28 protein-coding genes are annotated in these 25,928 nt (G+C 63.2%); 24 read left to right on the top strand and 4 right to left on the bottom strand.

All coding sequences use genetic code 11. From position 1 onward, the window contains the following. Nucleotides 1-297: 297 nt before the first annotated feature. From ABWP50_RS00345 to ABWP50_RS00390, 10 genes are all read left to right on the top strand, one after another. Nucleotides 298-795, top strand: coding sequence for an SspB family protein (locus tag ABWP50_RS00345; protein WP_353215991.1), 498 nt, complete (start codon nucleotides 298-300; stop codon nucleotides 793-795). 53 nt (nucleotides 796-848) lie between these two features. Then, nucleotides 849-1,454, top strand: coding sequence for a guanylate kinase (gmk, locus tag ABWP50_RS00350; protein ID WP_353215992.1), 606 nt, complete (start codon nucleotides 849-851; stop codon nucleotides 1,452-1,454). Further along, nucleotides 1,454-2,137 (top strand): DUF4893 domain-containing protein, encoded by a 684-nt coding sequence (locus ABWP50_RS00355; RefSeq protein ID WP_353215993.1) that lies wholly within the window; start codon nucleotides 1,454-1,456, stop codon nucleotides 2,135-2,137. Before gmk ends, ABWP50_RS00355 begins: the two co-directional genes overlap by 1 nt. After that, entirely contained in the window at nucleotides 2,138-2,920 is a 783-nt protein-coding gene (locus ABWP50_RS00360; protein ID WP_353215994.1) for a sulfite exporter TauE/SafE family protein, read from the top strand. It begins immediately after the preceding gene. A gap of 47 nt (nucleotides 2,921-2,967) precedes the next feature. After that, nucleotides 2,968-4,173, top strand: a complete 1,206-nt coding sequence (locus ABWP50_RS00365) for an amidohydrolase (RefSeq protein WP_353215995.1) — start codon at nucleotides 2,968-2,970, stop codon at nucleotides 4,171-4,173. Nucleotides 4,174-4,260: 87 nt separating this feature from the next. Beyond that, on the top strand, nucleotides 4,261-5,697 hold the full coding sequence (locus tag ABWP50_RS00370) for an aldehyde dehydrogenase family protein (protein ID WP_353215996.1): 1,437 nt from the start codon (nucleotides 4,261-4,263) through the stop codon (nucleotides 5,695-5,697). After that, a complete protein-coding gene (locus tag ABWP50_RS00375) occupies nucleotides 5,697-6,650 on the top strand; it encodes an NAD(P)H-dependent flavin oxidoreductase (RefSeq protein WP_353215997.1) in 954 nt (317 codons plus the stop codon). Before ABWP50_RS00370 ends, ABWP50_RS00375 begins: the two co-directional genes overlap by 1 nt. Further along, nucleotides 6,647-7,165 (top strand): DsrE family protein, encoded by a 519-nt coding sequence (locus ABWP50_RS00380; RefSeq protein WP_353215998.1) that lies wholly within the window; start codon nucleotides 6,647-6,649, stop codon nucleotides 7,163-7,165. Before ABWP50_RS00375 ends, ABWP50_RS00380 begins: the two co-directional genes overlap by 4 nt. A gap of 12 nt (nucleotides 7,166-7,177) precedes the next feature. After that, on the top strand, nucleotides 7,178-7,717 hold the full coding sequence (locus ABWP50_RS00385) for a DsrE family protein (protein ID WP_353215999.1): 540 nt from the start codon (nucleotides 7,178-7,180) through the stop codon (nucleotides 7,715-7,717). Nucleotides 7,718-7,971: 254 nt separating this feature from the next. Then, nucleotides 7,972-8,703, top strand: a complete 732-nt coding sequence (locus ABWP50_RS00390) for a hypothetical protein (protein WP_353216000.1) — start codon at nucleotides 7,972-7,974, stop codon at nucleotides 8,701-8,703. Nucleotides 8,704-8,706: 3 nt separating this feature from the next. Here the strand turns inward: ABWP50_RS00390 and ABWP50_RS00395 are convergent, their stop codons facing one another. After that, nucleotides 8,707-9,225 carry a (2Fe-2S)-binding protein gene (locus ABWP50_RS00395; RefSeq protein ID WP_353216001.1) on the bottom strand — a complete coding sequence of 173 codons (519 nt, stop codon included), beginning with the start codon at nucleotides 9,223-9,225 and terminating at the stop codon, nucleotides 8,707-8,709. A gap of 29 nt (nucleotides 9,226-9,254) precedes the next feature. Between ABWP50_RS00395 and ABWP50_RS00400 the strand changes: the two genes are divergently transcribed. The 12 genes from ABWP50_RS00400 (at nucleotide 9,255) to ABWP50_RS00455 (ending at nucleotide 19,991) form a co-directional block, all read left to right on the top strand. Beyond that, the gene (locus ABWP50_RS00400) at nucleotides 9,255-10,076 is read left to right on the top strand and encodes a crotonase/enoyl-CoA hydratase family protein (RefSeq protein ID WP_353216002.1); all 822 of its coding nucleotides are present in this window, start codon (nucleotides 9,255-9,257) and stop codon (nucleotides 10,074-10,076) included. Nucleotides 10,077-10,181: 105 nt separating this feature from the next. Continuing rightward, complete coding sequence (coxB, locus tag ABWP50_RS00405; RefSeq protein ID WP_353216003.1) at nucleotides 10,182-11,156, top strand: cytochrome c oxidase subunit II; 975 nt, start codon at nucleotides 10,182-10,184, stop codon at nucleotides 11,154-11,156. A 20-nt stretch (nucleotides 11,157-11,176) separates the two neighbouring features. Beyond that, nucleotides 11,177-12,823, top strand: coding sequence for a cytochrome c oxidase subunit I (ctaD, locus tag ABWP50_RS00410; protein ID WP_353216031.1), 1,647 nt, complete (start codon nucleotides 11,177-11,179; stop codon nucleotides 12,821-12,823). Nucleotides 12,824-12,869: 46 nt separating this feature from the next. After that, on the top strand, nucleotides 12,870-13,823 hold the full coding sequence (locus ABWP50_RS00415; RefSeq protein ID WP_353216004.1) for a heme o synthase: 954 nt from the start codon (nucleotides 12,870-12,872) through the stop codon (nucleotides 13,821-13,823). Continuing rightward, nucleotides 13,820-14,035 carry a cytochrome c oxidase system small membrane protein gene (locus tag ABWP50_RS00420; RefSeq protein ID WP_353216005.1) on the top strand — a complete coding sequence of 72 codons (216 nt, stop codon included), beginning with the start codon at nucleotides 13,820-13,822 and terminating at the stop codon, nucleotides 14,033-14,035. Before ABWP50_RS00415 ends, ABWP50_RS00420 begins: the two co-directional genes overlap by 4 nt. Beyond that, nucleotides 14,032-14,631 carry a cytochrome c oxidase assembly protein gene (locus ABWP50_RS00425; protein ID WP_353216006.1) on the top strand — a complete coding sequence of 200 codons (600 nt, stop codon included), beginning with the start codon at nucleotides 14,032-14,034 and terminating at the stop codon, nucleotides 14,629-14,631. The genes ABWP50_RS00420 and ABWP50_RS00425 overlap by 4 nt, the downstream gene beginning before the upstream one ends. 10 nt (nucleotides 14,632-14,641) lie before the next feature. After that, entirely contained in the window at nucleotides 14,642-15,475 is an 834-nt protein-coding gene (locus tag ABWP50_RS00430; RefSeq protein WP_353216007.1) for a cytochrome c oxidase subunit 3, read from the top strand. Nucleotides 15,476-15,560: 85 nt separating this feature from the next. Continuing rightward, nucleotides 15,561-15,836, top strand: coding sequence for a DUF983 domain-containing protein (locus tag ABWP50_RS00435; RefSeq protein ID WP_353216008.1), 276 nt, complete (start codon nucleotides 15,561-15,563; stop codon nucleotides 15,834-15,836). Then, nucleotides 15,833-16,474: an SURF1 family protein gene (locus ABWP50_RS00440; RefSeq protein ID WP_353216009.1), complete on the top strand. Its 642-nt coding sequence runs from the start codon at nucleotides 15,833-15,835 to the stop codon at nucleotides 16,472-16,474. The genes ABWP50_RS00435 and ABWP50_RS00440 overlap by 4 nt, the downstream gene beginning before the upstream one ends. 9 nt (nucleotides 16,475-16,483) lie before the next feature. Beyond that, nucleotides 16,484-17,875 carry a threonine synthase gene (thrC, locus tag ABWP50_RS00445; protein WP_353216010.1) on the top strand — a complete coding sequence of 464 codons (1,392 nt, stop codon included), beginning with the start codon at nucleotides 16,484-16,486 and terminating at the stop codon, nucleotides 17,873-17,875. Then, nucleotides 17,872-19,101 carry a M16 family metallopeptidase gene (locus ABWP50_RS00450; protein WP_353216011.1) on the top strand — a complete coding sequence of 410 codons (1,230 nt, stop codon included), beginning with the start codon at nucleotides 17,872-17,874 and terminating at the stop codon, nucleotides 19,099-19,101. The genes thrC and ABWP50_RS00450 overlap by 4 nt, the downstream gene beginning before the upstream one ends. Nucleotides 19,102-19,112: 11 nt before the next feature. Further along, entirely contained in the window at nucleotides 19,113-19,991 is an 879-nt protein-coding gene (locus ABWP50_RS00455) for a class I SAM-dependent rRNA methyltransferase (RefSeq protein WP_353216012.1), read from the top strand. Nucleotides 19,992-19,997: 6 nt separating this feature from the next. Here ABWP50_RS00455 and ABWP50_RS00460 read toward each other — a convergent pair whose 3' ends face one another. The 3 genes from ABWP50_RS00460 to ABWP50_RS00470 are packed head-to-tail and all read right to left on the bottom strand — an operon-like array spanning nucleotide 19,998 to nucleotide 22,587. Continuing rightward, nucleotides 19,998-20,423: a DUF3429 domain-containing protein gene (locus ABWP50_RS00460; RefSeq protein ID WP_353216013.1), complete on the bottom strand. Its 426-nt coding sequence runs from the start codon at nucleotides 20,421-20,423 to the stop codon at nucleotides 19,998-20,000. Nucleotides 20,424-20,466: 43 nt separating this feature from the next. Continuing rightward, nucleotides 20,467-21,138, bottom strand: a complete 672-nt coding sequence (locus tag ABWP50_RS00465; protein ID WP_353216014.1) for a class I SAM-dependent methyltransferase — start codon at nucleotides 21,136-21,138, stop codon at nucleotides 20,467-20,469. Between the two features lie 36 nt (nucleotides 21,139-21,174). Further along, nucleotides 21,175-22,587 (bottom strand): peptidoglycan DD-metalloendopeptidase family protein, encoded by a 1,413-nt coding sequence (locus ABWP50_RS00470; RefSeq protein ID WP_353216015.1) that lies wholly within the window; start codon nucleotides 22,585-22,587, stop codon nucleotides 21,175-21,177. Nucleotides 22,588-23,040: 453 nt separating this feature from the next. Here ABWP50_RS00470 and ABWP50_RS00475 point away from each other — a divergent pair, with 453 nt between their 5' ends. Next, nucleotides 23,041-25,686 (top strand): helicase-related protein, encoded by a 2,646-nt coding sequence (locus ABWP50_RS00475; protein WP_353216016.1) that lies wholly within the window; start codon nucleotides 23,041-23,043, stop codon nucleotides 25,684-25,686. A gap of 3 nt (nucleotides 25,687-25,689) precedes the next feature. Next, nucleotides 25,690-25,928, top strand: a 239-nt coding sequence (locus ABWP50_RS00480) for a S4 domain-containing protein (RefSeq protein ID WP_353216017.1), incomplete at its 3' end; no start/stop codon positions are given.

Consider the following 25,928-nt stretch of genomic DNA (forward strand, 5'->3'; position numbering starts at 1 on the left):
GGGCCGGGCAACAGAACCCCCTCACCGATTTGCGCGATCACGGCCCCCCGACCCACCAATGATTTGGCGGGCCGGGCAACAGAACCCCCTCACCGATTTGCGCGATCACGGCCCGCTGGCTCTCACGCAACTTTGGGGGCCGGCACGCTTGTCCTGTTGCGCCTTCTGCCCTTGACCTGCGACGCTGCCCGCGCCAATCGGATGGCCGTGAACAGGGTGCCGGGCGCGGGCGCCAGCGTGCAACGCCGGTCCCCAGTTCCCGTATCAAATCCCCGACTCCAATCAAGGCCTGCCGCCGTGACCGAAACAACGCCCGACAGCCTTATCCCCTACGACGACATCGTGCAGGATGCCCTGCGCAGTGTGGTTGGCCGCGTAATGCGCCGGATCCTGGAGGCTGGCGGCTTGCCGGGCGGGCATCATTTCTACATCGCGTTTCGCACGCGCGCGCCCGGCGTGTCGATCCCGGCGCATCTGCTGGCGCGCTACCCTGATGAAATGACGATTGTGGTGCAGCATCGTTATTGGGATCTTGAGGTAGAGGCCGAGCATTTTGCCATCGGGCTGTCGTTCAACCAGATGCCGGCCAAGCTGGTGATACCCTATGATGCCGTGGTGGGCTTTGTGGACCCGGCGGTGAATTTTGCGCTGCAATTTGCTGCCAAGGACGGTGAGCTGCCGCCGCCGGATGCCACTCCGCCCGAACCCGAATCGCCGCCGCCCACCGGCCCCGCCGATCCCGATGCGGCAGTGGGCAGCAATGTGGTGACGCTCGATCGGTTCCGCCGCAAGTGACGGCCTTTGAGCGCAGTGACGCGCCGGCCCAGTCGCCGCTGCGGCGCGGCCTGATGTTTGTGCTGTCATCGCCCTCTGGTGCCGGCAAAACCACCTTGTCGCGCGCGCTGCTGGCGGAGGACAGCCAGATCACCATGAGTGTTTCGGCAACCACCAGGCGCCCGCGCCCCGGCGAGGTGGACGGCGTGGATTATTATTTTGTCGGCGCCGATCAATTCCAGGCAATGGTGGCGGGCAATGCGCTGCTGGAATGGGCGACGGTGTTTGGCAATCGCTATGGCACCCCGCGCGCGCAAGTGGAAACCGCGCTGGCCGCCGGGCGCGATGTGCTTTTCGATATCGATTGGCAGGGCACCCAGCAGCTGCAGCAGACCGATGCGGCGTCTGATCTGGTGCGCGTGTTCATCCTGCCGCCAAACCTGGCCGAACTGAACCGTCGGCTAACCACGCGCAACACCGACCATCCCGATGTGATTGCCGATCGCATGGCCCGCGCCCGCGACGAAATCAGCCATTGGGGCGAATATGATTATATTCTCGTTAACGATGACGCCGAAACCTGCCTGAGCGAAATCCGTTCGATCCTGATGGCCGAGCGGTTGCGCCGCAAGCGCCAGCTGGGCCTGGCCAGTTTCGTGCGCGGCATGCTGGGCCAGTGATGGCCAAGTTAGTGATCGCAGGGCGGCTGATGCTGGGCCTTGGTTGTCTGGCGGTGATGGTTGGTTGCAGCAAATCGGATGAGTTCCGCCCGTTTTCCGTCGTTCGGCAAGCCGATGTCTGGCAGGCGGTGATCCAGGATCAGGATCGCGGCCGGTTGGCGCGTCTGCCCGATGCGTGGGAACAGGCCCGCGCCGATATTGCCGGCGCAGGCGCCGATGCGGCGCTGGCCGCATTGGGCCCGGTGGTGCCAGCTGCGGCCGATACCGCTGAACTTGGCGAGCAGACCGAGCCGCCGCCGCCGGTGCAGATGCCGGTGGCCGGCAATTATCAATGCCGCATCATTCGGTTGGGCTGGCAGCAAAGCACGCCGCGCACAGCGCCGCCGGTACAGGCCAGCGTGTGGTCGGATTGCCGATTGGTGGCAGCTGGCCCGCTGTTGCAACTGGAAACCGCGCCGGGGCCGCAACATTTTTTTGGCAAGCTCTACCCGGATGTCGATCGGCTGATCTTTCTGGGCAGTGTAGCACTTGGCGGTGAAATGGGTCGCCTGCGTTATGGCGAGGACAATGACCGTGATCAGCTCGGCGTGCTGGACATGGTCGCGCCCGGGCACTGGCGGCTGGCGCTGCCCTGGCCGCGCTGGGGCGCGCGGCTGGTGCTGATCGAATTGCGCCAAGACTGAATGCCGCCCGAGTTGCTGGCAGCGTTGACGGCGCAGGATGCCGGTTTCTGGGTTACGGCGCTGATCGGGGTCGTGCTGTTCGGCCTGGCCAAAGGCGGTTTTGCCGGGTTGGGCGTGCTGGGTGTGCCGGTCATGGCGCTGGGCATGAGCCCGGTGACGGCCGCTGCGATTCTGCTGCCGATCTTGCTGGTGCAGGATGTTTTCTCGGTGCGGGCCTTTGGGGCGCACCGCGATTCCGGCCTGCTGCGGGTGATGGTGCCTTCTGCCTGCATCGGCATTGCGGCGGGCTGGGCGCTGGCGCGCTATGTGCCGGTGGCGATGGTGGAGCTGGCGGTGGGTGTGATCGCCATGGCGTTTGGGGTGCAGCGCATCGCTGCGCACCGGCGCGGCGTGGCGGCGCGCATTGGCGCCGCCTGGGAGGGCGTGGCGGCCGGCGCCGCGGCGGGCTTTACCAGCCAGATCGCCCATGCCGGCGGGCCGCCGTTTCAGATGCACGTGCTGCCGCGCGGGCTGCCGCGCGATGTCTTCATCGGCACCAGCAGCGTATTTTTTGCCGTCATCAACTGGCTGAAGGTGCCGGCCTATTGGGCGCTGGGCGCGTTTACGCCGGCCAATTTGTGGCTGGCGCTGCTGTTGATGCCGGCGGCAATACTGGCGACCTGGGCCGGCACGAAACTGGTGCGGCGGTTTGATGGCCCGCGCTTTTATGCCATCATCCATTGGTTGATGATTTTGGTTGGAACAAAACTGACATGGGATGGTTTATCGGCATATGCGGCCTGATCGCGGCGTTGGCAGCAACGTCAACGCTTGCAGCCCCAGTCGATCTGGTGACCCTTTACAGGGATTTGCACACCCATCCCGAGCTGAGCTTTCAGGAGGTGCGCTCCGCTGCGATCCTGGCCAGCGAAGCGCGCGCCGCTGGTTTTGACGTCACCGAAAAGGTTGGCCGCACCGGCGTGGTGGCGGTGCTGAAGAACGGCAAGGGCCCAACTGTGCTGATCCGCGCAGATATGGACGGGCTGCCAGTGAAGGAAACCACCGGGCTGCCCTATGCCAGCACAGCGATGGGCAGTTACGGCGCTGGCCCGATGATGCCGGTGATGCACGCCTGCGGCCACGATATTCACATGGCCGTGTGGGTGGGCACGGCGCGCTGGCTGGCCGAAAACCGCAAGGCCTGGCGCGGCACCGTCGTGATGATCGGGCAGCCTGCCGAAGAAGGCTTGGGCGGTGCGCGAGCCATGCTTGACGATGGCCTGTTGACACGCTTTCCCAAACCGGATTTCGCGCTGGCCCTGCACGACAGCGCCAGTATCCCGGCCGGAACCGTCAGCGTGCCGCCAGACCGCGCGCTCTCGATCAGCAGCAGCCTCGATATTGTGGTGCGCGGCGTTGGCGGTCACGGTGCTTATCCGGCCGACACCAAGGATCCGGTGGTACTGGCCAGCCGCATCGTCATGGCGCTGCAAACGCTGGTGAGTCGCGAGAATAATCCGTTCCAGCCCGCCGTGATCACCGTGGGCAGCATCCACGGAGGGGCCAAACACAATATCATCCCCGATGATGTCACCCTGCAATTGACCATCCGCAGCTATGATTCGGTGCAACAAAAGCATCTGCTCGATGGCATTGCCCGGGTGGCGCGCGGCGAAGCGATCGTTGCCGGCCTGCCCGAGGCCCTGATGCCGGTGATCACCGGCGGCCGCATCGGCGTGCCCACCCTGAACGACACGCCGCTGGCCTTGCGGCTGAAAGCGCAGTTTCAGGCCAAATTGGGCAAGGCAAGGGTGATCGATCTCGATCCATCGATGGCGTCGGAGGATTTTCAGTATTTTGGACTGGAGGCCAAGGTGCCTTCGGTGATCTATTGGCTGGGAGCGGTGGCGCAGGCCAAGTGGGACGCAGCCCAAAGCGGCGGGCCGGTCATCCCCTCGTTGCACAACAGCGGCTGGGCTCCCGATCCTGCGCCGACGATTGCAACCGGGGTGGACAGCATGACGGCTGCTGCCGTGATGCTGATGCCTGCGAAATAGCGCGCACCCCTCAAAATGCCCGGGCGCGCAATCGCACCGTCGGCGTGCTATAGCAGAGTAGTTGTTTGATCCTGGGGAGGATGCACCATGCGCGATTATACGAAATTCTACATCGGCGGCCAATGGGTTGAGCCCGCCGCCCCCAACCCGATCGACGTGATCAACCCTGCCACCGAAGCGGTGGCTGGCCGCATCAATCTGGGCAGTGCCGCCGATGTTGACCGCGCCGTGGCCGCTGCAAAGGCCGCGTTCCCGGCGTTCAGCCGCACCAGCGTCAAGGAGCGGATCGAGTTGCTTGGCGCCATCGCTGGCGAGTATCAGAAGCGCTACAACGACATGGCTGCTGCAATCACCGAGGAGATGGGTGCGCCGGCCTGGCTGTCGAATCAAGCGCAGGCGGCGCTGGGCATCGGCCATATCGGCACCGCCATCGAAGTGCTGAAAAACTACAAGTTTGATGAGCTGAAGGGCACCACGCTGATCACCAAGGAGCCGATCGGTGTGTGCGCCTTCATCACGCCGTGGAATTGGCCGATCAACCAGATCGCCTGCAAAGTGGCGCCGGCGCTGGCCGTGGGCTGCACCATGGTACTCAAGCCGTCAGAAATTGCGCCATTCAGCGCCTATATCTGGACGGAAATTCTCGCCGCTGCCGGCGTGCCGGCTGGTGTGTTCAATCTGGTCAATGGCGATGGCCTGGGTGTTGGCGCGGCGCTGTCCGGCCATCCCGATGTCGACATGGTGAGCTTCACGGGCTCAACGCGCGCCGGCATCGCCGTGGCCAAGAATGCGGCCGACACCGTCAAGCGTGTTGCGCAGGAACTGGGCGGCAAATCGCCCAACATCGTGCTGCCTGATGCCGATCTCGTGAAGGCGGTGACCGGCGGCGTGCAGAGCGTGATGATGAACTCGGGCCAGAGCTGCAACGCGCCCACCCGCATGCTGGTGCCGCGCGAAAAGATGGCCGAAGCCGCCGCCATCGCCAAGCAAGCTGCCGAAGCCACCACCGTGGGTGATCCCAATGGCAACAGCGCCATGGGCCCGGTGGTGAGCGAAACCCAGTGGAACAAGATTCAGGGCCTGATCGAGACAGGCATTGCCGAAGGTGCGACGCTGGTGGCCGGCGGTCCCGGCCGGCCGGAAGGGCTGGACAGCGGCTACTATGTAAAGCCGACGATCTTTGCCGATGTGACCAGCGACATGACAATTGCGCGCGAGGAAATCTTTGGGCCAGTATTGGCCATGCTGTCCTATGACAGCGAGGAGCAGGCGATCGCGATTGGCAACGATACAGTCTACGGCCTTGCCGCCTATGTGCAGGGTGAACCCGAACATGCCCGCCAGGTGGCGCGCCAGTTGCGGGCTGGCCAGGTCAATATCAACCAGGCCGGCTTTGATCTGATGGCGCCATTTGGCGGCTACAAGCAATCGGGCAATGGTCGCGAATGGGGCGACCATGGCTTTGCCGATTTCCTCGAAATCAAGGCCATCATCGGCTTTGGCGAAGCGCAGGCGGCTGAATAATGGCGCTTCATACCCCTATTTGTGACATGCTCGGTATCGAGCATCCGGTGCTTTTGGCCGGCATGGGCGGCGTTGCCTATGCCGAGGTGTGTGCGGCGGTGTCGGCTGCTGGCGGCTTTGGTTCGCTGGGCATGGCCGGGCTGCCGCCCAAATTCATCGCTGATCAGATGGCCCGCGTGAAAGACCTGACCGACAAGCCATTCGGCGTCGATCTGCTTACAGCGCAGCCGGAAACGCTCACCGCCAGTGTTGATGTTATCATCAAGGGCGGCGCCAAGGCCTTTATCGCAGGCCTAGGCGTGCCGATTGCCATCATCACCGAACTGAAACAGGCCGGTATCGTCGTGATGTGCATGGCCGGCAATGTGAAGCATGCCATCAAGGCTGCCGAAGCCGGCTGCGATGTCGTGATTGCACAAGGCACCGAAGCGGGTGGCCACACCGGCAGTGTGGCCAGCGTGGCGCTATGGCCGCAATGCGTTGACGCCGTGGATATCCCGGTGGTGGCGGCCGGCGGGCTTTATGATGGCCGCGGGCTGGCGGCCGCGCTGGCCTTTGGCTGCGTGGGCGTGTGGATGGGCACCCGCTTCATTGCCAGCCATGAAGCGCACGCCGGCCAAGCCTATAAAGACGCGATCGTGGGGATGAGCGAAAGCGACACGATGATCAGCAAGGTGTTCACCGGCAAGACGCTGCGCGCCATCGTCAACGACAGCAACCGTAATTTCGACAATGGCACGGCCAAGCCGTTTGCGGCGCAGGTGATGGAATCGGTGCAGTTGAACCGGCTGGGGCCGATTGCCGGCGTGCTTGATGTGATTCCGGAAACCCAATGTCTGGCAGCAGGCCAGGGCGGCGGCGGCATTGCTGAAATCCTCCCCGCCGGCGAAATCGTGCGCCGCACGGTTGCCGAAGCCGAAAGCGCTATCGCCGGCATGAAGCGGTTCGCATGATTCGTGCATTTTTGGTTGTTGCTGTGATGCTGGCCAGCCCGGTCCTGGCCACCGATGGTCCGGTGTTCACGGGGTTTGGCACGCACACGCCCGTTGAACATGACGTGGCGATTCCCAAGGGCATGGTGCTGCGCCATGTCTATGACGTCACTGGCGCGACACCTGGCAAGCGCAATCCGGGTTTTGAAACCGCTGCGCGCTTCATCAACAGCCATGTTGGCAACGGCATGGCGCTGCGCGATGTCGCCGTGGCGGTGGTGGTGCACGGTTCAGCGATCAACGAGCTGACCAAAGCAGCCACCTATGGCGTGCGCAACAACGGCGCCGCCAATGCCAGCCAGGCAATGGTGGAAGAAATGCTGGCCAAGGGCGTGCGGTTCGTGGTGTGCGGCCAGGCCGCCAATGCCATGGGGGTCAAGAAAGCCGACTTGCTTCCCGGCGTGGAACTGGCCATCTCTGCCAGCAGCGCTCATGCCATCTTGCAGGCGCAAGGCTATACGCTTAACCCGTTCTGAGAGGCTCTCCCGATGCTGCGCGCTGCCCTGTTGACCTTGGTGCTCTTGGCAGCGCCGGCGGCAGCCGAGAACCGCACTGGCTTTGTCGCCGGGCCAGTGTTGCCTGATGTCGGCCCGATCGCGCCCGTGGACAGTGATCTGCCGCTGCCCAAGGGCGCCAAATTCAAGATCGCATTCGATATCTCGGCAAAGGCCACCCCGGGCGCGCTCAGCCGTCAGATTGAAACGGCAGCACGCACGCTGAACATGCATGTCGCCGCCGGCGTCCCGCAAAAGGATATGCAGATCGTGGCGATCTTCCACGGCGCTGGAGCGGTCGATCTGCTCAAGCCCGACGTGTACGCGGTGCGCAATGACGGCAAGGCCAATGGCAGCATGGACGCGATCGCCAAGCTGATCGGTGCCGGTGTCGAATTCTATCTGTGCGGGCAGACCGCGATGGGCCAGAATATCAGCAAGGCCGATTTGCTGCCGGGCGTGAAAATGTCTCTATCGGCAATCACCGCCCACGCCGTCTATCAACAGCGCGGCTACACGCTCAATCCGTTCTGAACATGCACCTCGGTCCACCGCTCCGGCGCTGGGAACGTCGGCTAATCTGGCTGTGGTGCATTACCACCGGGGCGGCATGGGCGGCTATCGCGTGGGGTGTATTCTGGTGGTGGATCGCCTTGATCGTCACTATCCCATTCGGGTTCGGGGCGTTTTTCGCACCGACACTGTGGCTATATCTCACCCCGGCGCTTCTCGTCTGGCTGTTGCTGCGCTGGCGGTTGCGGCTGGGTTTGTATGCCGCCGGGGCAAGCATGGCGGTGGTGGCGGTGGGCGTCCCGAACGTCATGAACCGCCAGCTTGAAGCGACTTTGCGCGAAGCCGTGGCCAGCGACAGCGGCAACCCGGTTGCGATTGGCGACACTGGCGGTGCCATTGCCTGGCTGCAAGGCGAAGACGAGCCTTTGCCAGGTGCCGACGCGTATTGCGGTTATGAATGCCTGCGCTTTCTGATCACCGGGCGGGCGCAAGCCGTGCTCATCGGGCCGGCGCTGAGGGGGTTGCCAGATCCTGACCGCCAATACTTGCGCATCCACCTCGTGCCGTGGTCCGACGATCGCGGCTGCCCCCTGCCAGCCGGCGTCAAGGACCTCGTTCATGTCCCGCACCTCAGCTTGATCGATCCTGATAAATGTGCTGCGTTCGACAGGGTGCCGCTGCGCACCGCGCGGCTGATCTACAACCAGCAGCAGCCCGCGCGGCAAAATGATATCCATGCGCCGTTCCTTGGTGTGAGTCTGAAGCGGCGCGAGATATATGGCTGGCAGGCGGGACGACCCAAGCTGCTAACGCGTCGGACCGATGCCAGCGCGCCCAAGGTGACCGTGCCGCTGGCGCTATGGCCCTACGACGGCGCTGACACGTCGACTCCAGCCCAATGGGGTAGCGCAGGTGCCGAGTATCGCGCCGGCACCCGCTTGCCTCTGGATCCCATAACCATGGTTGCGGAAAATATGTTTGTGCCGGCGTTTGACAATCCGCAATGAAGTTTATGGCTTCAAGCGAGGCACCTGCGCGGCGGCATCCTCGGTGCTCGTTTCCGGCCCTCGTAGGCCCGATTCGATTCCGCCGGCCGCCAAGTGGATCGCCTTGCGGATGCGGTTATAGGTGCCGCAGCGGCAGAGGTTGGTGACGGCGGTGTTGATATCCTCGTCGCTGGGCTTGGGCTTGTCCTTCAGCAGCGCGGCGGCGGCCATGATCATGCCGGATTGGCAGTAACCGCATTGCGGCACCTGCGCAGCAATCCAGGCCTGTTGCAGCGGATGGTCGCGATTGTCGGACAGGCCTTCGATGGTGGTGACAAAGGTGCCTTCCAGATCGGCGATGGTCACCTGGCAGGATCGGGTCGCCTTGCCATCGACATGGACGGTGCACGCCCCGCACAGCCCAGCGCCGCAGCCGAACTTGGTGCCGGTCAGGCCGGCGGCATCGCGCAGTGCCCATAGCAAAGGGGTAGCCGGGGGCATCAGAAATTCGACAGGATTGCCGTTTACGGTGAATTTGGTCATGCCGTTCCCATACGCCGAGGGAGGCCGAAATGGAATTGACGACGATCGATTACCGGGTGGAGCAGGGCATCGCCCGGGTGACGCTCAATCGCCCCGCCGAACTCAACACCATGAACAAAGCGTTCTGGCCGGAAATGATCGCGGTGTTTGGCGCCATCGATGCCGATGCCTCCGTGCGCTGCGTAATCATTGCATCCACCGGCAAGCATTTCACCGCCGGGCTCGATCTGAAAATGGCTACCAGCGGCGCTGCGCCGAGCAGCAGCACCGACATCGGCCGCCAGCGCGAAGCCTTCCGCCGCCACGTCAAGGAATTGCAGGAAAGCTTCAATGTCATCGACAATTGCCGGGTGCCGGTGATTGCAGTGTGCCAGGGCGGCTGCATCGGCGGCGGCGTCGATCTGGTCACGGCCTGCGATATCCGCATCTGCACCAGAGAGGCATTTTTCGTCATTCAGGAAATCAATATCGCCATTGTTGCCGATGTCGGCACCTTGCAGCGCATCCCGCATTTGCTGCCTCAGGGATTGATTCGCGAGCTTTGCTACACGGGCCGGCGGTTTCTGGCCGCCGAGGCTGCGCAGTGGGGCTTTGTCAATCGCGTGGCGGAGAGCCATGAGGCTGCGATGGGGGCTGCCGAAGCGATGGCGCGTGATATTGCTGGCAAATCGCCGCTGGCAATCACCGGCATCAAGCAGGTGCTCAACCACGGCCGCGATCACAGCATTGCCGATGGGCTGGAATATGTCGCTGTGTGGAACGCGGGCATGTTGCAGGGCGATGATGTCGTGCAGGCGGTGCAAGCGCAAATGGCGCGGCAACAAGCGGTTTTTGCTGATCTGGCTGGTTGATGCGGCACTGTGCCGGGGCGTTTGCGGCTTGCGAAATGTGATGCAGCGCGGCATACCGCAGGCTGATTTGGCGGAGGACTCCGCCCGTTTAAAGCCAGAGGCACCATGCGCCGTATTGTGAACATGATCGTATCCGCAGGGGCGATGATCGCTCCCGCCTTTGCCGCTGCCCAAAGCGCTGTTGCTGCTGCGCCAGTGCCGCCAGTTGCGGTTGCTGATGTTCCGGCCGGCGTTCCGGCGCTGCTTGCGCCTGTTGCCGGGGTGGGCCAACCCACCGGCGGTTGGCAGTTGCAAACGCCGATGACCAGCATCGGCATCGAAGCCAACACCATGATCGATTATGTGCTAAATCCGGTCATGGTCGGCGTTACGATTTTTGTGCTGGGCTTGTTGGCGTGGACGGTGTTTCGCTACCGCGCTGCCGCCAATCCGGTGCCATCCAAAACCAGCCACAACGCTACCATCGAAGTGATCTGGACAGCTGTGCCGGCGCTTATCTTGCTTGTGATTGCTGTGCCGAGCTTTCGGTTGCTCGCCAATCAATACAGCCCGCCCAAAGCGGATATCACCATCAAGGCGACTGGCCATCAATGGTATTGGGAATATGAATATCCCGATCAGGGTGGTTTCACCTTTGACAGCGTCATGTTGACCAGCGAAGAAACGGCAAAGCGCGGCACGCCCCGCTTGCTGGACGTTGATAACCGCCTCGTCGTTCCGGCTGGCGCCACGGTAAAAGTGCTCACCACAGCTGCCGACGTGATCCACAGCTTCGCCATGCCGTCTTTCTATGTGAAGATGGACGCCGTGCCCGGCCGCATCAATGAAACATGGTTCAAAGTGGACAAGCCAGGCTTGTATCTTGGCCAGTGCAGCGAATTGTGCGGTTCGCGCCACGCCTACATGCCGATCGCCATCGAGGTGTTGCCTCGGGCGCAATTCGATGCGTGGATTGCTGCCAAGCAAAAAGAGAACGGCATCGAGCCGAAGGTCGCTGCGGCAGCGCCTGCGGTCACGCCGGTTGCTGCCGAAGTTGTTTCTGCCCAAGCCGCAGCGCCTGCTGCGGCGCCGGCCGCCTGATCAATAAAGAGGACGCTGAAATGGCTCAGAACCCGGCCTATGCCGCAGCGGGCGCCCACGACGCCCACCATGATCACCAGCTGAGCTTTGTTCAGCGTTGGTTGTTTTCGACCAACCACAAGGACATCGGCACGCTTTACCTGATCTTTGCGATCATCGCCGGTACCATTGGCGGCGCGATTTCCGGCATCATGCGCCTGGAATTGGCGCAACCGGGCATTCAGTATTTGACCTTCATGACACAAGGCAATGTCGATCAGGCCAACCAATTGTGGAACGTGTTCATTACCGCGCATGGGCTGATAATGGTGTTCTTCACGGTCATGCCTGCGATGATTGGCGGGTTTGGAAACTGGTTTGTGCCGATCATGATCGGCGCTCCAGACATGGCCTTCCCGCGCATGAACAACGTGTCGTTCTGGCTGCTGGTACCCTCGTTTCTGTTGCTGTGCGGATCAATGTTTGTCGAGGGCCCTGCCGGCGCAAATGGGGCTGGCACGGGTTGGACAATGTATCCGCCGCTTTCGACCGCCGGGCACCCTGGTCCAGCGGTCGACATGGCGATCCTGTCGCTGCACATCGCTGGCGCGTCGTCGATTCTGGGTGCGATCAACTTCATCACGACCATCCTTAACATGCGCGCGCCTGGTATGACCTTGCACAAGATGCCATTGTTCGTCTGGTCGGTGCTGGTCACTGCGTTCCTGCTGCTGCTGTCATTGCCTGTTCTGGCGGGCGCCATCACAATGCTGCTGACCGATCGCAATTTCGGCACGCACTTTTTTACGGCTGACGGCGGCGGCGATCCGGTGCTGTATCAGCATCTGTTCTGGTTCTTCGGGCACCCCGAAGTATACATTCTGATCTTGCCCGGTTTCGGCATCGTCAGCCAAGTCGTGTCGACCTTCAGCCGCAAGCCGGTGTTTGGTTATCTTGGCATGGCCTATGCGATGGTGGCCATTGGCTTCATCGGGTTTGTCGTGTGGGCGCATCACATGTTCACCTCCGGTCTCGATGTCAACACCAAGATGTATTTCACCGCAGCCACAATGATTATTGCGGTACCAACTGGCATCAAGATTTTCAGCTGGATCGCGACAATGTGGGGTGGTTCGATCAAGTTCGATACACCGATGCTGTGGGCGATCGGTTTCATCTTCATGTTCACGGTTGGCGGCGTCACCGGTGTGTTGCTGTCCAATGCGGGTGTGGACACATATTTCCACGACACCTATTATGTCGTAGCGCACTTCCACTACGTGTTGTCGCTCGGTGCGGTGTTCGCCATCTTTGCCGCCTGGTATTACTGGTTCGGCAAAATGTTCGGCAAGCAATACAATGAAACCCTTGGCCGCCTGCACTTCTGGGTGTTTTTCATCGGCGTGAACGTGATGTTCTTTCCGATGCACTTCCTGGGTTCGGACGGCATGCCGCGCCGCATCCCGGATTACACTGACGCCTATGCCGGCTGGAATCAGGTTGCTTCGTTTGGTTATCTGATCATGGCGGTGGGCATGTTGTTCTTCTTCGCCAATCTGGTCGTGTCGTTCGCGTCGCGCCGGAAGGTGGAGGATAATTACTGGGGCGAAGGTGCCACCACGCTCGAGTGGACGCTGAGCAGCCCGCCTCCGTTCCACCAGTTTGAAACATTGCCGGTCATCAAGTGATGGGCCTCGAGGGCGGGCCATGCCCGCCCTCGATCAGGATTTTCCAATGAACAACGCTGCAAACGCTGACGCCATCAACGGGGAGGCGTCAGCGACTCTGCCCTCGGTTTTCCCGGCGACGCTGCTGGCCGATTGGCGCGATTATTTTGCGCTGCTTAAGCCCCGGGTGATGACGCTGGTGATTTTCACGGCGGCCTGCGCGATGGCCGTTGCGCCCGGTAGCCTGCATCCGATGCTCGCGTTCACCGCCGTGCTGTGTATCGCAGTGGCAGCCGGCGCGGCCGGTGCCCTGAACCAGTGGTATGAAGCCGATATCGATGCGTTGATGAAGCGCACGGCTGGGCGCCCGTTGCCCGCTGGTCGGTTGGCCGCAGACGAGGCGCTCAGCTTTGCGGTCATCCTGGCTGTCGGCTCGGTCATGTTGATCGGTTTGGCGCTCAATTGGGTGGCGGCGCTGTGGCTCGCGGTGTCCATTTTATTCTATGTGGTGGTCTACACGGCGTGGTTGAAGCGCAGAACGCCGCAGAATATCGTGATTGGTGGCGCCGCCGGCGCGTTCCCGGTGATTTGCGGCTGGGCTGCCGTAACGGGCGACACGCCGCTTTTTGCCTGGATTTTGTTCGCCATCATCTTTCTGTGGACACCGCCGCATTTTTGGGCCCTCGCCCTCTTCATGGAAGCCGATTATGCCAAAGCCGGCGTTCCGATGCTGCCGGTCACGCATGGCCTGCCGGAAACCCGCCGGCAGATTGTAATTTATTCGCTCTTGCTGGTACCCGTCACCATCATGCCCACTCTGTTGGGCATGGCAGGCTGGGTTTATGGCGGCACGGCGATCACGCTTGGCGGCATCTTCCTTTGGATGGCTGGCAAGGTCTGGTGCTGCACAGCGTCAGTGCCTGCGGAGATGTTGGCTGAAAAGCAGCTGTTCAAGTTCAGCCTGTTTTATCTCGCCTTTCTCTTCGGCGCGCTGGTTGCTGACAAGCTGCTGCTGTCATGAGCGGCATTCCGGACCCGGCACGCTGGAGCGAAGCAGAACGCGCTGCCTTTTATGCGCGGCGCGTATCGCGCAATCGCGCGCTTGGTGTGTTGTTGTTTGCCTTGGTAGCGCTGTTTTTTGGCATCACCGTGGTGCGCATGGCTGATCAACTGGCGGCTGCGCCGCCGCCATCGCCGCCTGCATCGGTGCCCGCCGCAGAGCCATTGTCATGAGTGCCAGCCTGCATCGCGCCAACCGCCGCGTTGGGGTGATGGCGGCATTGATGGCGGCGGCCATGGTCGGCCTCGCTTATGCTGCCGTGCCGCTTTATCGGCTATTTTGTGAAACCACCGGGTTTGGCGGCACCACGCAAGTCGGCGTCGCTGCGCCGTCGGCCAGCCAATTGGCCAGTGTGGCCGGGCGCAGCATCAAGGTCCGTTTCGATGCCAATGTCGGTGCTGGCCTGGGTTGGAAATTTCGGCCCAAGCTCAATGAAGTGACGATCCCGATCGGGCAAAAGCGCTTGGCATTCTACACCGCCAGCAATTTGAACAGCACGCCGGTTGTGGGCCGCGCGGTGTTCAATGTGTCACCCGATGTGGCGGGCCGCTATTTCATCAAGATCGATTGCTTCTGCTTTTCCGAGCAGCGGCTGGCAGCTGGCGAAACAGTCGACATGCCGGTCAGCTATTATATCGATCCAGCGATCATGGATGACCCCGTGGCACGCAAGGTTGATGAAATCACCTTGAGTTACACCTTCTATGCGGTGGACAAGCCAGCACGGGACGGGGTAAGCGGTGCGACAAAGCGCATCACAGCAGGATAGAGTGCAAGCCATGGCGGGCAGCAAAACCCACGATTTCCATATTCTCAGCCCGTCATCGCGGCCGTTCATGATGTCGTTCGCAGTGTTGGTGCTGGCGGCCGGTGCCATCGGTTGGATGCACAAGACTGGTTGGGGCATGGCCACCTTCCTGACCGGCTTTGCCGCTGTGAGTGCCATGTTCTATTTGTGGTGGAAAGATGTCGTCCATGAAGCCAACACTGGCGATCACACGCCAGTGGTGCAGTTGCACCACCGCTATGGGATGATCCTGTTCATTGCATCGGAGGTCATGTTCTTTGTTGCATGGTTCTGGGCCTACTTCAACGCTGCGCTTTATCCCTCAGCACACGAAGGCATCGCCGGCACTTGGCCGCCAAAGGGCATAGAGCTGCTGGATCCGTTCGTGTTTCCGCTTCTCAACACGTTGATCCTGCTGCTGTCTGGCACTGCCGTAACTTGGGCCCACCATGCGTTGATTCATGATGACCGTAAGGGCCTGAAGCAGGGCCTGTGGGTCACCATCGCGCTGGGCCTGATCTTTACTGCTGTGCAGGCCTATGAATATTATCATGCGGAGTATGGCCTGGCGGACAGTGTTTACGGCGCAACTTTCTACATGGCTACCGGTTTTCATGGTTTTCACGTCATTGTTGGCACCATCTTCCTGATGGTTTGCTTGGCGCGCACCTACAGGGGCGATTTCACGGCACGGCAGCATTTCGGCTTTGAAGCGGCAGCCTGGTATTGGCATTTCGTGGATGTAGTGTGGCTGTTCTTGTTCATCTCAATCTACGTATGGGGATCGAAATTCGGCGCTGCCATTGTTCAGTCCCAATTTGGCTGATCCCGCTGCCGCAATGCCCAGCCTGGCGCAGGTGGCGCTGCACGGCTGTTGCCCCCGGTGCGGGAGGGGGCGTTTGTTTGCCGGCATGTTGACATTCGCACCGCGGTGCACGGCATGCGAGCTGGACTATGGCCGCTTCAATGTTGGAGATGGCGCAGCCGCTTTCTTGATCTTCATCGTTGGCGGGGTGGTGATGGTTGCCGCGCTGGTCACCGATGCCAATTTTGCACCGCCGTGGTGGGTGCATGTGCTGCTGTGGACACCGCTGACCATTGCCCTGACCTTGGCCCTGCAACGCGCGGCCAAGGGACTGCTAGTCGCATTGGAATTTCGGGGAAATGCAGGCCAAGGTGAGGCATGAACACCCGCATCCCGATCCTGCCCACGCTGATCACCGCTGTCGGCGTCCTGGTGCTTTGCGGGCTAGGACGCTGGCAGCTTGAACGCCGCGTCTGGAAGCAGGATCTCATTACCCGTCTCGAAGCTGCCAACACGCTGCCGCCGGTCACGCCGCGCGAATTCCTGGCCGCAATGCAGGGCGACACATCGGTGCAGTATCGCCGCGCCGAAATCGGCTGCCATGCCGGCCCGCGCAAACCCTATGATTTGCGGCCGGGCAGTTCGGCGGGGGGCACGTCCGGCTATTTTGTGCTCGTGTCTTGCCGTCCCAATGATCTTGCCCCTGACATTGTGGCCGTCGCGGGCTGGACGCGCCGGGTTGATGCCAAGGACATGATTCTCCAGCTTGATCACGAATTTGCTGGCGTGGTGATCGAGCGTCCCTATGGCGCCGCGCCCGGTCGCCCGCGCTTCATGCTGATCCCGGACACGTCGGTGGCCCCGCTGGGGCGCCCGCAGCAGCCGGTTCCGGAGGATCTGCCCGACAATCATCTGGCCTATGCCGGCCAGTGGTTTGGCCTCGCGGTGGTGCTGGCGGCAATCTATGGGCTCTGGCTACGGCGGCGGCAGATGGTTGCGCGCAGCGGCCCGCGCGCATAACGGATCATCATGCGGTACATCAGCACGCGCGGGCGCGCGCCCATCCTCGATTTTCAAGGCGCAACCCTGGCCGGCCTGGCCAGTGACGGCGGCCTGTATGTGCCCGAAACCTGGCCGCAGTTTACACAGGACGAAATCGCTGCAATGGCCGGCCTGTCCTATGCCGAAGTGGCGGTGCGTGTGTGCCGGCCGTTTACCGGCGATTGTCTGGATGAAGCAGCGCTGCGCGAAATCTTCACCACCGCCTACGGCCGCTTTGCTCACGCCGCCGTGGCCCCCTTGAAGCAGCTGGATCAGCGCCACTGGCTGCTCGAATTGTTCCACGGGCCGACGCTGGCCTTCAAGGATTTCGCGCTGCAGGCACTTGGCCTGGTGTTTGAACGCTTTTTGGCGGCATCTGGCCAGCATCTGACCGTGATTGGCGCGACATCGGGCGATACTGGATCGGCAGCGATCGACGCGCTGGCCGGGCGGGCCGGGGTAGAGGTGTATATGCTACACCCTCATGAGCGCGTCAGCCCGGTGCAGCGCCGCCAGATGACCAGCGTGTTGGCCCCCAACATCCACAATATCGCCATCGAAGGCAATTTTGACGACGCGCAGGCGCTGGTGAAGGCGATGTTTAACGATGCCGCCTTTGCCGGACGGTTTCAGCTGGCGGCGGTGAACAGCATCAACTGGGCGCGCTTGATGTTTCAAGTGGTCTACTATTTCACGTCGGCGCTGGCACTCGGTGGGCCGCAGCGGGCGATAGCCTATGCGGTGCCCACCGGCAATTTCGGCGATATCTTTGCCGGCTATGTTGCGGCTCAAATGGGCCTGCCCATCGAGCGGCTGGTGGTGGCGACCAACGAAAACGATATCCTGCACCGCGCGCTTTCGGTTGGCGATTACAGCGCCGGCACTGTGCAGCCCACCGATTCGCCGTCTATGGACATTCAGGTGTCGTCCAATTTCGAGCGGCTGTTGTTTGATCTTGCCGGGCGCGATGGCGGCGCAATGGCAGAGCGTATGGCCGCTTTTGAGGCGACCAAGCGCATGATCATCCCGCCCGAGCATCTGGCTGCAGCGCAGCAGCTGATGGCATCGGCACGAATCGATGCCGGCGAGATGGCGGACACCATGCGTTGGGCGCAGCAGCAGTGCGGGGAAGTGCTTGATCCGCATACCGCCATCGGGCTGGCGGCGGCTCGTCGCGACACCGGCACGGCGCCAATGGTCACGCTGGCAACTGCGCACCCGGCAAAATTCCCGGCAGCCGTGGCGGCCGCGTGCGGCGCTGCACCGGCACTGCCGAGCCGCCTGGCTGATTTGATGACGCGTCCGGAGCGTTTCGATATCGCACCGGCCCAGCTGCAAGCCATCGAAGCCTATATCGCTGCCCGCGCCACACCGCGATGATCCAGCCCAAACTCACTGTCCTTGCCAATGGACTGACCATTGCCAGTTGCGCGCTGCCCGGTGTTGAAACCGTGGCGGTTGCGCTGTCGGCCGACACCGGCTCCCGCTTTGAATCGCCACGGTTGAACGGCCTTGCGCATTTGTTCGAGCATATGGTGTTCAAAGGCACCCAGCGCCGCAGCGCGCGGGCGATTGCCGAGCAGATGGAGGATGTGGGCGCGCAGTTAAACGCGTGGACCAGCCGCGACGCCACCATGTTCCATGCCCGGATGCTGGCGCGTGATCTGCCGCTGGGGGTTGATCTGATTGCCGATCTGCTCACGGCTGCAAGGTTTGATGATGGCGACATTGTTCGCGAAAAAGAGGTTGTGCTGCAAGAGCTCGGCGAATCGCGTGATACGCCGGACGATATCGTGTTCGATCAATTGCAGGCGGCGGCCTACCCCGATCAGGGGCTGGGCCGCTCGGTGCTGGGTGACGAAGCCAGCCTTGCGGCGATCACGCGGGAGGATCTGCTGGCTTGGCAGGCGGCGCATTATGCGCCGCAGCGGTTGACGCTGGTGGCGGCCGGCAAGCTGGATCATGATGTGTTGTGCGGGCTGGCGCAGTTGGCGTTTCCGGGCCCGGCCACCACAGCAACGCCGCCAGCCGGTGATGCTGCTCGCTTTGCGCCAAGTTCACGCCATGACAAACGCCGGATCGAGCAGGCGCAATTGACGGCCGCGTGGCCGGCACCCGGCCACCATGATTCGGCGCAGGATGCGGCGCTGCTGTTTGCGCTGGCGGCTGGCGGCGGCATGTCTTCACGGCTGTTTCAGCAGGTCCGCGAAGAACGCGGGCTGGCTTACACTGTTTCGGCGGCGTTGCAGCCTTATGCCGATGGCGGCCTGTTGAGCGTGCACGCTGCCACCGATCCGGGCCAGGCCGCCGCGGCGCGCGAACTCATTACCAACGTGCTGCACGAAACCGCCGCCGGCCTCGAGCAGGCGGAGCTTGACCGCGCTCGCGCGCAGGCGCTGGCAGGATTGCTGATGGCGCTGGAGGCGCCGCAGGGTGTGGCGGATTATCTGGCGCGCAGCCTGGCGGTGCACCGCCGCTTTCTGCCGCCAGCCGACGTGATTGCCCGCATCGAAGCGGTGACCGTTGAAGCAGCGCGGGCGGCCGGTGCGGCCATGCTGGCGCACACGCCGGCCCGGGCCGAGATCGGCCGCCACAAGCGCGCATGATTCCGGCCGGCATGACCCAATTGAATAGCCTGATCACCGAACCATGGGCGGACTATGGCCTGATTGATTCGGGCCATGGCCGCAAGCTGGAACGTTACGGCCGGTTCCGCTTCATCCGGCCCGAACCGCAGGCGATGTGGGCGCCCGCCGAGGCCGAATGGAAAGCCGATGGCGAATTCATTGGCGGCAGCGACGAAGATGGCGGCGGCCGCTGGCAATTGAGCAGCAATGTGCCCGAACGTTGGGCCTTGGCGCGGCCATCTGCGGATGGGCCCGTTGATTTCTGGGCCAGCAACACCCCGTTTCGGCATCTGGGGTTCTTTCCGGATATGGGCGGGCAGTGGGATTGGTTGCAATCGCGGCTGCGCCCGGGCGACCGCATGCTCAACATGTTTGGCTATACAGGGGTTGGCAGCCTGGTGGCTGCGCGGGCCGGTGCCCACGTTACCCATGTTGATGCCAGCAAGAAAAGCGTGGCCGCCGCGCGCGAAAATGCAGCGCTGTCGGGCTTGGCCGAGGCGCCGGTGCGCTGGATTGTCGATGATGCGCTGAAATTCCTGCGGCGAGAGGTGCGGCGCGGCAGCAAATATCACGGCCTGATGTTCGATCCGCCCAAATATGGCCGCGGCCCGGACGGCGAAATCTGGCAATTGGAGCGTGATTTGCCCGAACTGGTTGATCTGGCACGGCAATTGCTGGCTGACGATGCAAGGTTCATGGTGCTGACTGTCTATGCCATCCGCATGTCGGCGCTGGCGCTGCACCCGCTGCTGGCGCAAGCGATTGGCCCGCGCGGCGGCAGTATCGAGGTTGGCGACATGGCTATCCGTGAAGAAACGCGCGGGTTGTTGCTGCCAACGGCGATCTTTGCGCGTTGGAGCGCGAATTGAGCCGCGTCAGCTGACCAGCAATTGCCCGATCAGGCCCACGGCGGCCAGAGCGGTCAAGCGTTCGCGCAGCCAGCCATACCAGCCCGGCAGGCCGCCAGAGCGCCGATCCCAGATCAGCACCAGCAAAAAGCCGGTGATGAGCAGCAACATGCGGAAGGACAGCTCTACTGGTGCCAGCAAGGCTGCAAACGCAAAGATGCTCGGCACCATGGTCAGCCCGATCAACCGGGGATCGGGCGCCGGTGCCTGAACGGCCGCACCCCAGCGCGCGCCGCCCAGAAACGACAAGATGATCGCCGCCCACCACAGCAGCGCCTGTTCGAACAGGCCGCGCTGCTCCGGCCATAGCAATGTGAGCAGCGGCGGCGCCAGAAATGGAATCAACCCGGCAAAGCCATAAAACAAAACAGCGGCAGGCGGCTTATCAGTCATGCGGCAGCGTCTGCCACGCCGGCCCGGCGCGCAAAATGCGGTATCATGCCCGGCATGCACGCACGCTGGCTGGATCGGGGCGCAAGCCGGGGCGGAACACGGCGGCATAGCCCTGAACCAGATCGGAGATGCCGACCAATTCGTACCCGACGGCTTTTACCTCGCAGATCAGCAACGTCTTGGGCATGCCGTGCAGTTCCGATGGTTGATCCATATCGACAACCACGATGCGCCCGCCCGGCCGCAAGCTCCGCCGCAGGCGATCAAGGAGCAGATAAGGCTGTTCGATTTCGTGATACATGTGAACCATCAGCGCGACATCCACGCTGGCAGCCGGCAAGCGGGCATTGGCCGAGCCGCCACGCACAAAGCGCACATTGTCCAGCCCGGCAGCCTTCACGCGCCGCCGTACGACATCCAGCGCCCGCAATGACAGATCCTGCGCAAACACCCGGCCCTGCGGCCCGACCAGCGGTGCGGCGCGCATCACATAATAGCCGCCCCCTGTGCCGATATCGGCCACGGCCATGCCGCGCTTGATGCCGGCGATGCGCATCACGTCTGCCGCTTCGTTCACGCGGTCGCGGGCGGCTTCCTCGCCCCATTCCAACGCCACTACCGGCGCCACCGGCCGCATCGGGGTCGGCATGCGGGTGGGCGCGGCTGCTGGTAGCAGCAGGATCGGCAGTAATGGCAGCAGGCGGCGCAGGTGCATGAGCCTGCTATGACAGCGGAGCATGGCGAAAAAAAGTCAGTCTGCCGCGGCCGGCATCGGCTGGCGGCTTTCGGGCAGGGTGCGCCACTGGTTCATCTGGCGCTGGAATTCGTTCAGATCGCGCCCGGTCAACTCCGCCCCGCCCACAAAGCGCAGCGATACCGGATTGGCTGGCCTGCCGCGCAACCACACTTCGTAATGAAGATGCGGCCCTGTCGACATGCCTGTCGAACCGACCTGTCCGATGATCTGGCCCTGGCGCACCTTCTGGCCCGGTTTTACGGCGATGCGCGACATGTGGGCATAGGCTGTGGCCAGATCCTTGTTGTGGCGCACCATGACATATTGGCCGTGACCGCCGTGCCAGCCGGCAAAGCTGATCGTGCCGCCGCCGGCTGCCATGATCGGCGTGCCGGTGCCGGCGCCGAAATCCACCCCCTGATGCATGCGCGAAAAGCCCAGCAACGGATGCAGGCGCATGCCAAAGCCGCTGGTCATGCGCGCACCGTCCACCGGCGTGCGCATCAGGCCGCGCGTGACGCCTTCACCGTTGGCCTGGTAATAATCGCCCTTGAACAGGCCGATTTCCACCTTCGACTTGTTTCTGCGGGTCAAGGCGCCGAACAGCAATTTGCCGTGGCGCACCTCGCCAGTTTCGGCGCGGTCCTGTTCGATGATGATGTCAAACCGGTCGCTCTTGCCGAGCCCGCGCTGAAAATCGACGATGTAACGCATGTGCTTGACGAACTCGGCGGCCTGTCCGCTCGGGATGCCGGCGCTGCGCAAGGTGCGGTTCAAGCTGCGGCCAGCGACGCCTTCCACGCGCAGCGGCGTTTGATCCACGGCAATGGGAATGCGTTTGAGCGCCAGTTCACCATCACGCCGGCTGATTTCCACCTTCAGATCAAAGGCGGCGCGCAAGGCCAATTGCTCCAACGGACGCGGCACCGACCGGGTTTCGCGGCGGCCAAGCACCAGTTCGGCGCGGCCGCTGCCCGGATTGATCCCGGCCAGCATTTGCACCACCGCCGCCACGTCGCTGCTGCCAACGCCGGCATTGCGCAGCGCCGCGGCCAGCCCGCGCCGGCCAATGGTCAGGCTGCGTTCGACGCGCGGCCGTTCGGGGGCTTCGGCGAGCGGGCGCATCTGGCGGGCATCAACGCGCGCTATTCCGCCGGTTTGGCCGCCGCCCGCCAGCGGGCCGATAGCAAACACCGCTGCGTCTTCGCGCTGGCTGGGCGTGAAGCTGACCGGCACGGCTTCGCGGATGGGTTCGATCCGCCCGCCGGCCCACAGTGCGGCAGCAACCAGCAGGGCGCACGCGGCTGCCTTGGGCCACCACCCCCGGCTGAACATGCCGGTGCCAAGATCAAGATCGAAATCGGGCGGCCCCAAATCACCAGCCCGCGCTGCCCGCAGCCATGCCGCTGCGCCGCTGATAACCTTCAAGGACCGCTGGCGGATGGCTTGTTTCCGAGCGCTGGTTGCCTGGGGCGCCGCTGGAGCGGCGGGCATGGGCCGAGACGCCATGGCCAGATTGCCGTTGTCCACTGTCTGGGCCGCGGAATTGAACAAGTTGCCCCCTCGCTGTGGCCCGCCTTGCGGCGCTTCACTTACCGAAATCATCTGCCGGTGCCGAGTCGGCGTGTCAATTCCACAACAGTCCGAAAGCCTGTCAAGGCCGACAGTTCGTTGCCATCAAACGGTCACTTGCCTGCGAATCGGCAATATGCGAATCCTTGGCCATGTCCAACCGAGCGACGATGGCATGACAAGTTGGTGGCAACCGGGCCTGAGCCTGGGCGGTCTCGCCGCTGCTCCTGACGCTTCCGTGTGGCGCAAAGCGTGCTGCTATCGCCACACCCACTTGCCGGCTGCCCCGCCAGCCACCACCATTGCGCTGTGAATTCGATCGGTGCCTCCTTGAACCGGGCCGGCCATGCCGCTGGCAACGCCAAGGTGACCGCTGTGCTTGGCCCGACCAACACCGGCAAAACCCATCTCGCGGTGGAGCGACTGTGCGGCCATGCCAGCGGCATCATCGGCTTTCCGCTGCGCCTGCTCGCCCGCGAAGTTTATGAAAAAGTTGTGGCCGCCAAGGGTGCACACCAGGTTGCATTGATCACGGGCGAAGAAAAAATCGTGCCGCCGGGGGCTCGCTGGTTCTTGTGCACGATGGAATCGATGCCGCTGGACCGGGAAGCGGCGTTCGTTGCCATCGATGAAGCGCAAATGGGTGCCGATCCCGAACGCGGCCATGTGTTCACCGATCGGCTGTTATACGCGCGCGGCTATGCCGAAACCATGATCTTGGGATCGGAAACCATCAAGCCGCTGGTGCGCAAGCTGGTGCCGGAGGCAGAAATCATCACGCGGCCGCGCTTCTCAACCCTGGCCTATGCCGGCCCCAGGAAATTGTCCCGGCTGCCGCGCCGCACCGCGATTGTCGCGTTCACGGCTGCCGAGGTTTATTCGATTGCCGAGATGCTGCGCCGGCAAAAGGGCGGCGCAGCGGTGGTGATGGGCTCGCTCAGCCCGCGCACCCGCAATGCGCAGGTAGCGATGTACCAGTCCGGCGAAGTTGATTATCTGGTCGCAACGGATGCCATCGGCATGGGCCTCAACATGGATATCGCGCATGTTGCCTTTGCCGGGCTGGGCAAATTTGATGGCAAGCGCCAGCGCCGGTTGCGGCTGGCGGAAATGGCGCAGATTGCCGGCCGGGCCGGCCGGCACCAGAAAGACGGCAGCTTTGGCACGGTGCAATTGGGCGCGGAAGCGCATTGCAGCTTCACGCCCGAAGAAATCGAAGGGCTGGAGGCCCACAGCTTTGAACCGTTGTCGCAATTGGTGTGGCGCAACAGCGATCTGGATTTTTCCAATCTGGCGCGGCTGGTCAGCACCATGGAAGCGCGCAGCCCGCGCCCCGAATTGGTGCGTGCCGATGATGCACTTGATTTGGCCGTGCTCAAGCGTCTGGCTGGGGAGCCTTGGGTTATGGAGCGGGCGCAGGCGCGGCTGCTGGGTGAGCGCGGCCTGCACCGGCTGTGGCAAGCCTGCGGCCTGCCCGATTACCGCAAAACCGGCGTGGAGGGGCAAACACGCCTTGCAGGGCGCGTGTTTCGCCACCTGACCGAGGGCAAGGGCCATCTGCCCGAAGCCTGGATTGCCGCCGAAATCGCGCACCTGGACCGTGTGACCGGCGATGTCGAGACGCTTGCGGATCGGATCGCAGCGGTGCGCACCTGGACCTATGTGGCGCACCGTCCCGATTGGCTGGAAAACCCGCCCGAATGGGCCGAGCGGACCCGGGATCTGGAAAACCGCCTGTCAGACGCGCTGCACGGCGCGCTGACGCAGCGGTTTGTCGATCGGCGCACGGCGGTGCTGCTGAAAGATCTGAAGGCCAAGGGCGTTGCGGCGGCGGTGCTAATCGATGCGGACGGCGAAGTTGCCGTGGACGGCGAAGCCATCGGGCATCTTGAGGGATTTCGGTTTACCGCCGATGCCCAGGCCCGCGCCGGGGAGCAGCGCTTGTTGCTCGCAGCGGCCGAACGCCACCTTGTGCGTGAACTGGCCGCGCGGTCGCGGCAGCTGGCAGCGGCCGGCGACGGCGAATTCGCGCTGGATTTCGAAGCCCGCGAGCAGTCGGGCCTGCCGCCGCGGCTGCTCTGGCGCGGCGCGCGCGTGGCGGTGCTCCGCAAGGGCCGTGATGCTCTGCTGCCGCGGATCGAGGTTGATCGCAGCATCGCGGCCTTGTCACCCGATGATCGCCGCCGTGTGGCTGATCGACTGGAGACATTCGTTGCAGATGCCGCCGGCCGGGTACTGGCGCCGTTGGCGCGTCTGTCGGCTGGACATGCCGACGTGTCACCGCCGGCGCGCGGGCTGATCGTGCAGCTGGTGGCGGCGCTGGGGGTGTTGCCGCGCGAAACTGTGGCCGAGCAGATGGTCGGCCTGTCGCGCACCGATCGACAGGCGCTGGCCCGCTGCGGCGTGCGCTTTGGGCCGCTGCATGTGTTCGTGCCCGTGCTGCTGCGGCCCGAGGCAACGCGCTGGCGGCTGGCGCTGTGGGCGGTGGCTGGCGAATTGGCTGGGTTGCCGCCGCTGCCGGCGCCGGGCCGGGTCAGCATGGCCGCCGCTGCCGAAACCGCCGCCGATGTATTGCTGGTGGCTGGCTATTGGCGGGTGGGCAATGGGGCGGATGCCATCGCCGTGCGCATCGACATGGTAGACCGGCTGGCGCGCCACATTCACGAGCGCCGGGACGGCCGCGTGCCGTTCATGCCCGATCCCAATTGGGCGGCCAGCCTTGGCCTATCGCAGGACGGCCTGGCACGGCTGCTCCGGGCGTTGGGCTATCGACCGCGGCTGGTGGACGGCGCCCCGCATTTTGCCTGGGCTGGCCCGCGGCGCCCAGCATCGTTGCCTGCCCAGCGCCGGCTCGCAGTGCCGCCCGATTCGCAGTTTTCGTCCGATGCCCGTTCCGTGGCCAGAGGGAATGACGCATCGCCCTTCGCTGTTTTGGCCGTCATGAAAGGCAGGTAGCATTTGGTCTTCGGGGCAGGGCTTCGGCTCGACAAATATCTGTGGTTTGCGCGCCTGTCGCCAAGCCGTTCCGATGCCCAGGACCTGTGTGAAAGCCGACGATTGCGCATTGATGGCCGCGTGGTGGACCGCGCATCGGCGCTGGTCCGCGCTGGCTGTGTGCTCAGTTGGCCGCGCGGCAACGATATCATCGTGGTGCGGGTGGAAGGCTTGCCCGGCCGGCGCGGTCCTTATGCAGAGGC

The organism is Sandarakinorhabdus sp. (assembly GCF_040398645.1).
Taxonomy (GTDB): domain Bacteria; phylum Pseudomonadota; class Alphaproteobacteria; order Sphingomonadales; family Sphingomonadaceae; genus Sandarakinorhabdus.

What these genes read in the sequence shown, in the direction of transcription:
- gmk (WP_353215992.1), top strand. Translation starts at nt 849, where the DNA reads ATGTTTGTGCTGTCATCGCCCTCTGGTGCCGGCAAAACCACCTTGTCG.
- ABWP50_RS00355 (WP_353215993.1), top strand. Translation starts at nt 1,454, where the DNA reads ATGGCCAAGTTAGTGATCGCAGGGCGGCTGATGCTGGGCCTTGGTTGT.
- ABWP50_RS00360 (WP_353215994.1), top strand. Translation starts at nt 2,138, where the DNA reads ATGCCGCCCGAGTTGCTGGCAGCGTTGACGGCGCAGGATGCCGGTTTC.
- ABWP50_RS00370 (WP_353215996.1), top strand. Translation starts at nt 4,261, where the DNA reads ATGCGCGATTATACGAAATTCTACATCGGCGGCCAATGGGTTGAGCCC.
- ABWP50_RS00375 (WP_353215997.1), top strand. Translation starts at nt 5,697, where the DNA reads ATGGCGCTTCATACCCCTATTTGTGACATGCTCGGTATCGAGCATCCG.
- ABWP50_RS00380 (WP_353215998.1), top strand. Translation starts at nt 6,647, where the DNA reads ATGATTCGTGCATTTTTGGTTGTTGCTGTGATGCTGGCCAGCCCGGTC.
- ABWP50_RS00385 (WP_353215999.1), top strand. Translation starts at nt 7,178, where the DNA reads ATGCTGCGCGCTGCCCTGTTGACCTTGGTGCTCTTGGCAGCGCCGGCG.
- ABWP50_RS00390 (WP_353216000.1), top strand. Translation starts at nt 7,972, where the DNA reads ATGGCGGTGGTGGCGGTGGGCGTCCCGAACGTCATGAACCGCCAGCTT.
- ABWP50_RS00395 (WP_353216001.1), bottom strand. Translation starts at nt 9,225, where the DNA reads ATGACCAAATTCACCGTAAACGGCAATCCTGTCGAATTTCTGATGCCC.
- ABWP50_RS00400 (WP_353216002.1), top strand. Translation starts at nt 9,255, where the DNA reads ATGGAATTGACGACGATCGATTACCGGGTGGAGCAGGGCATCGCCCGG.
- coxB (WP_353216003.1), top strand. Translation starts at nt 10,182, where the DNA reads ATGCGCCGTATTGTGAACATGATCGTATCCGCAGGGGCGATGATCGCT.
- ctaD (WP_353216031.1), top strand. Translation starts at nt 11,177, where the DNA reads ATGGCTCAGAACCCGGCCTATGCCGCAGCGGGCGCCCACGACGCCCAC.
- ABWP50_RS00415 (WP_353216004.1), top strand. Translation starts at nt 12,870, where the DNA reads ATGAACAACGCTGCAAACGCTGACGCCATCAACGGGGAGGCGTCAGCG.
- ABWP50_RS00420 (WP_353216005.1), top strand. Translation starts at nt 13,820, where the DNA reads ATGAGCGGCATTCCGGACCCGGCACGCTGGAGCGAAGCAGAACGCGCT.
- ABWP50_RS00425 (WP_353216006.1), top strand. Translation starts at nt 14,032, where the DNA reads ATGAGTGCCAGCCTGCATCGCGCCAACCGCCGCGTTGGGGTGATGGCG.
- ABWP50_RS00430 (WP_353216007.1), top strand. Translation starts at nt 14,642, where the DNA reads ATGGCGGGCAGCAAAACCCACGATTTCCATATTCTCAGCCCGTCATCG.
- ABWP50_RS00435 (WP_353216008.1), top strand. Translation starts at nt 15,561, where the DNA reads ATGTTGACATTCGCACCGCGGTGCACGGCATGCGAGCTGGACTATGGC.
- ABWP50_RS00440 (WP_353216009.1), top strand. Translation starts at nt 15,833, where the DNA reads ATGAACACCCGCATCCCGATCCTGCCCACGCTGATCACCGCTGTCGGC.
- thrC (WP_353216010.1), top strand. Translation starts at nt 16,484, where the DNA reads ATGCGGTACATCAGCACGCGCGGGCGCGCGCCCATCCTCGATTTTCAA.
- ABWP50_RS00450 (WP_353216011.1), top strand. Translation starts at nt 17,872, where the DNA reads ATGATCCAGCCCAAACTCACTGTCCTTGCCAATGGACTGACCATTGCC.
- ABWP50_RS00455 (WP_353216012.1), top strand. Translation starts at nt 19,113, where the DNA reads ATGACCCAATTGAATAGCCTGATCACCGAACCATGGGCGGACTATGGC.
- ABWP50_RS00460 (WP_353216013.1), bottom strand. Translation starts at nt 20,423, where the DNA reads ATGACTGATAAGCCGCCTGCCGCTGTTTTGTTTTATGGCTTTGCCGGG.
- ABWP50_RS00465 (WP_353216014.1), bottom strand. Translation starts at nt 21,138, where the DNA reads ATGCACCTGCGCCGCCTGCTGCCATTACTGCCGATCCTGCTGCTACCA.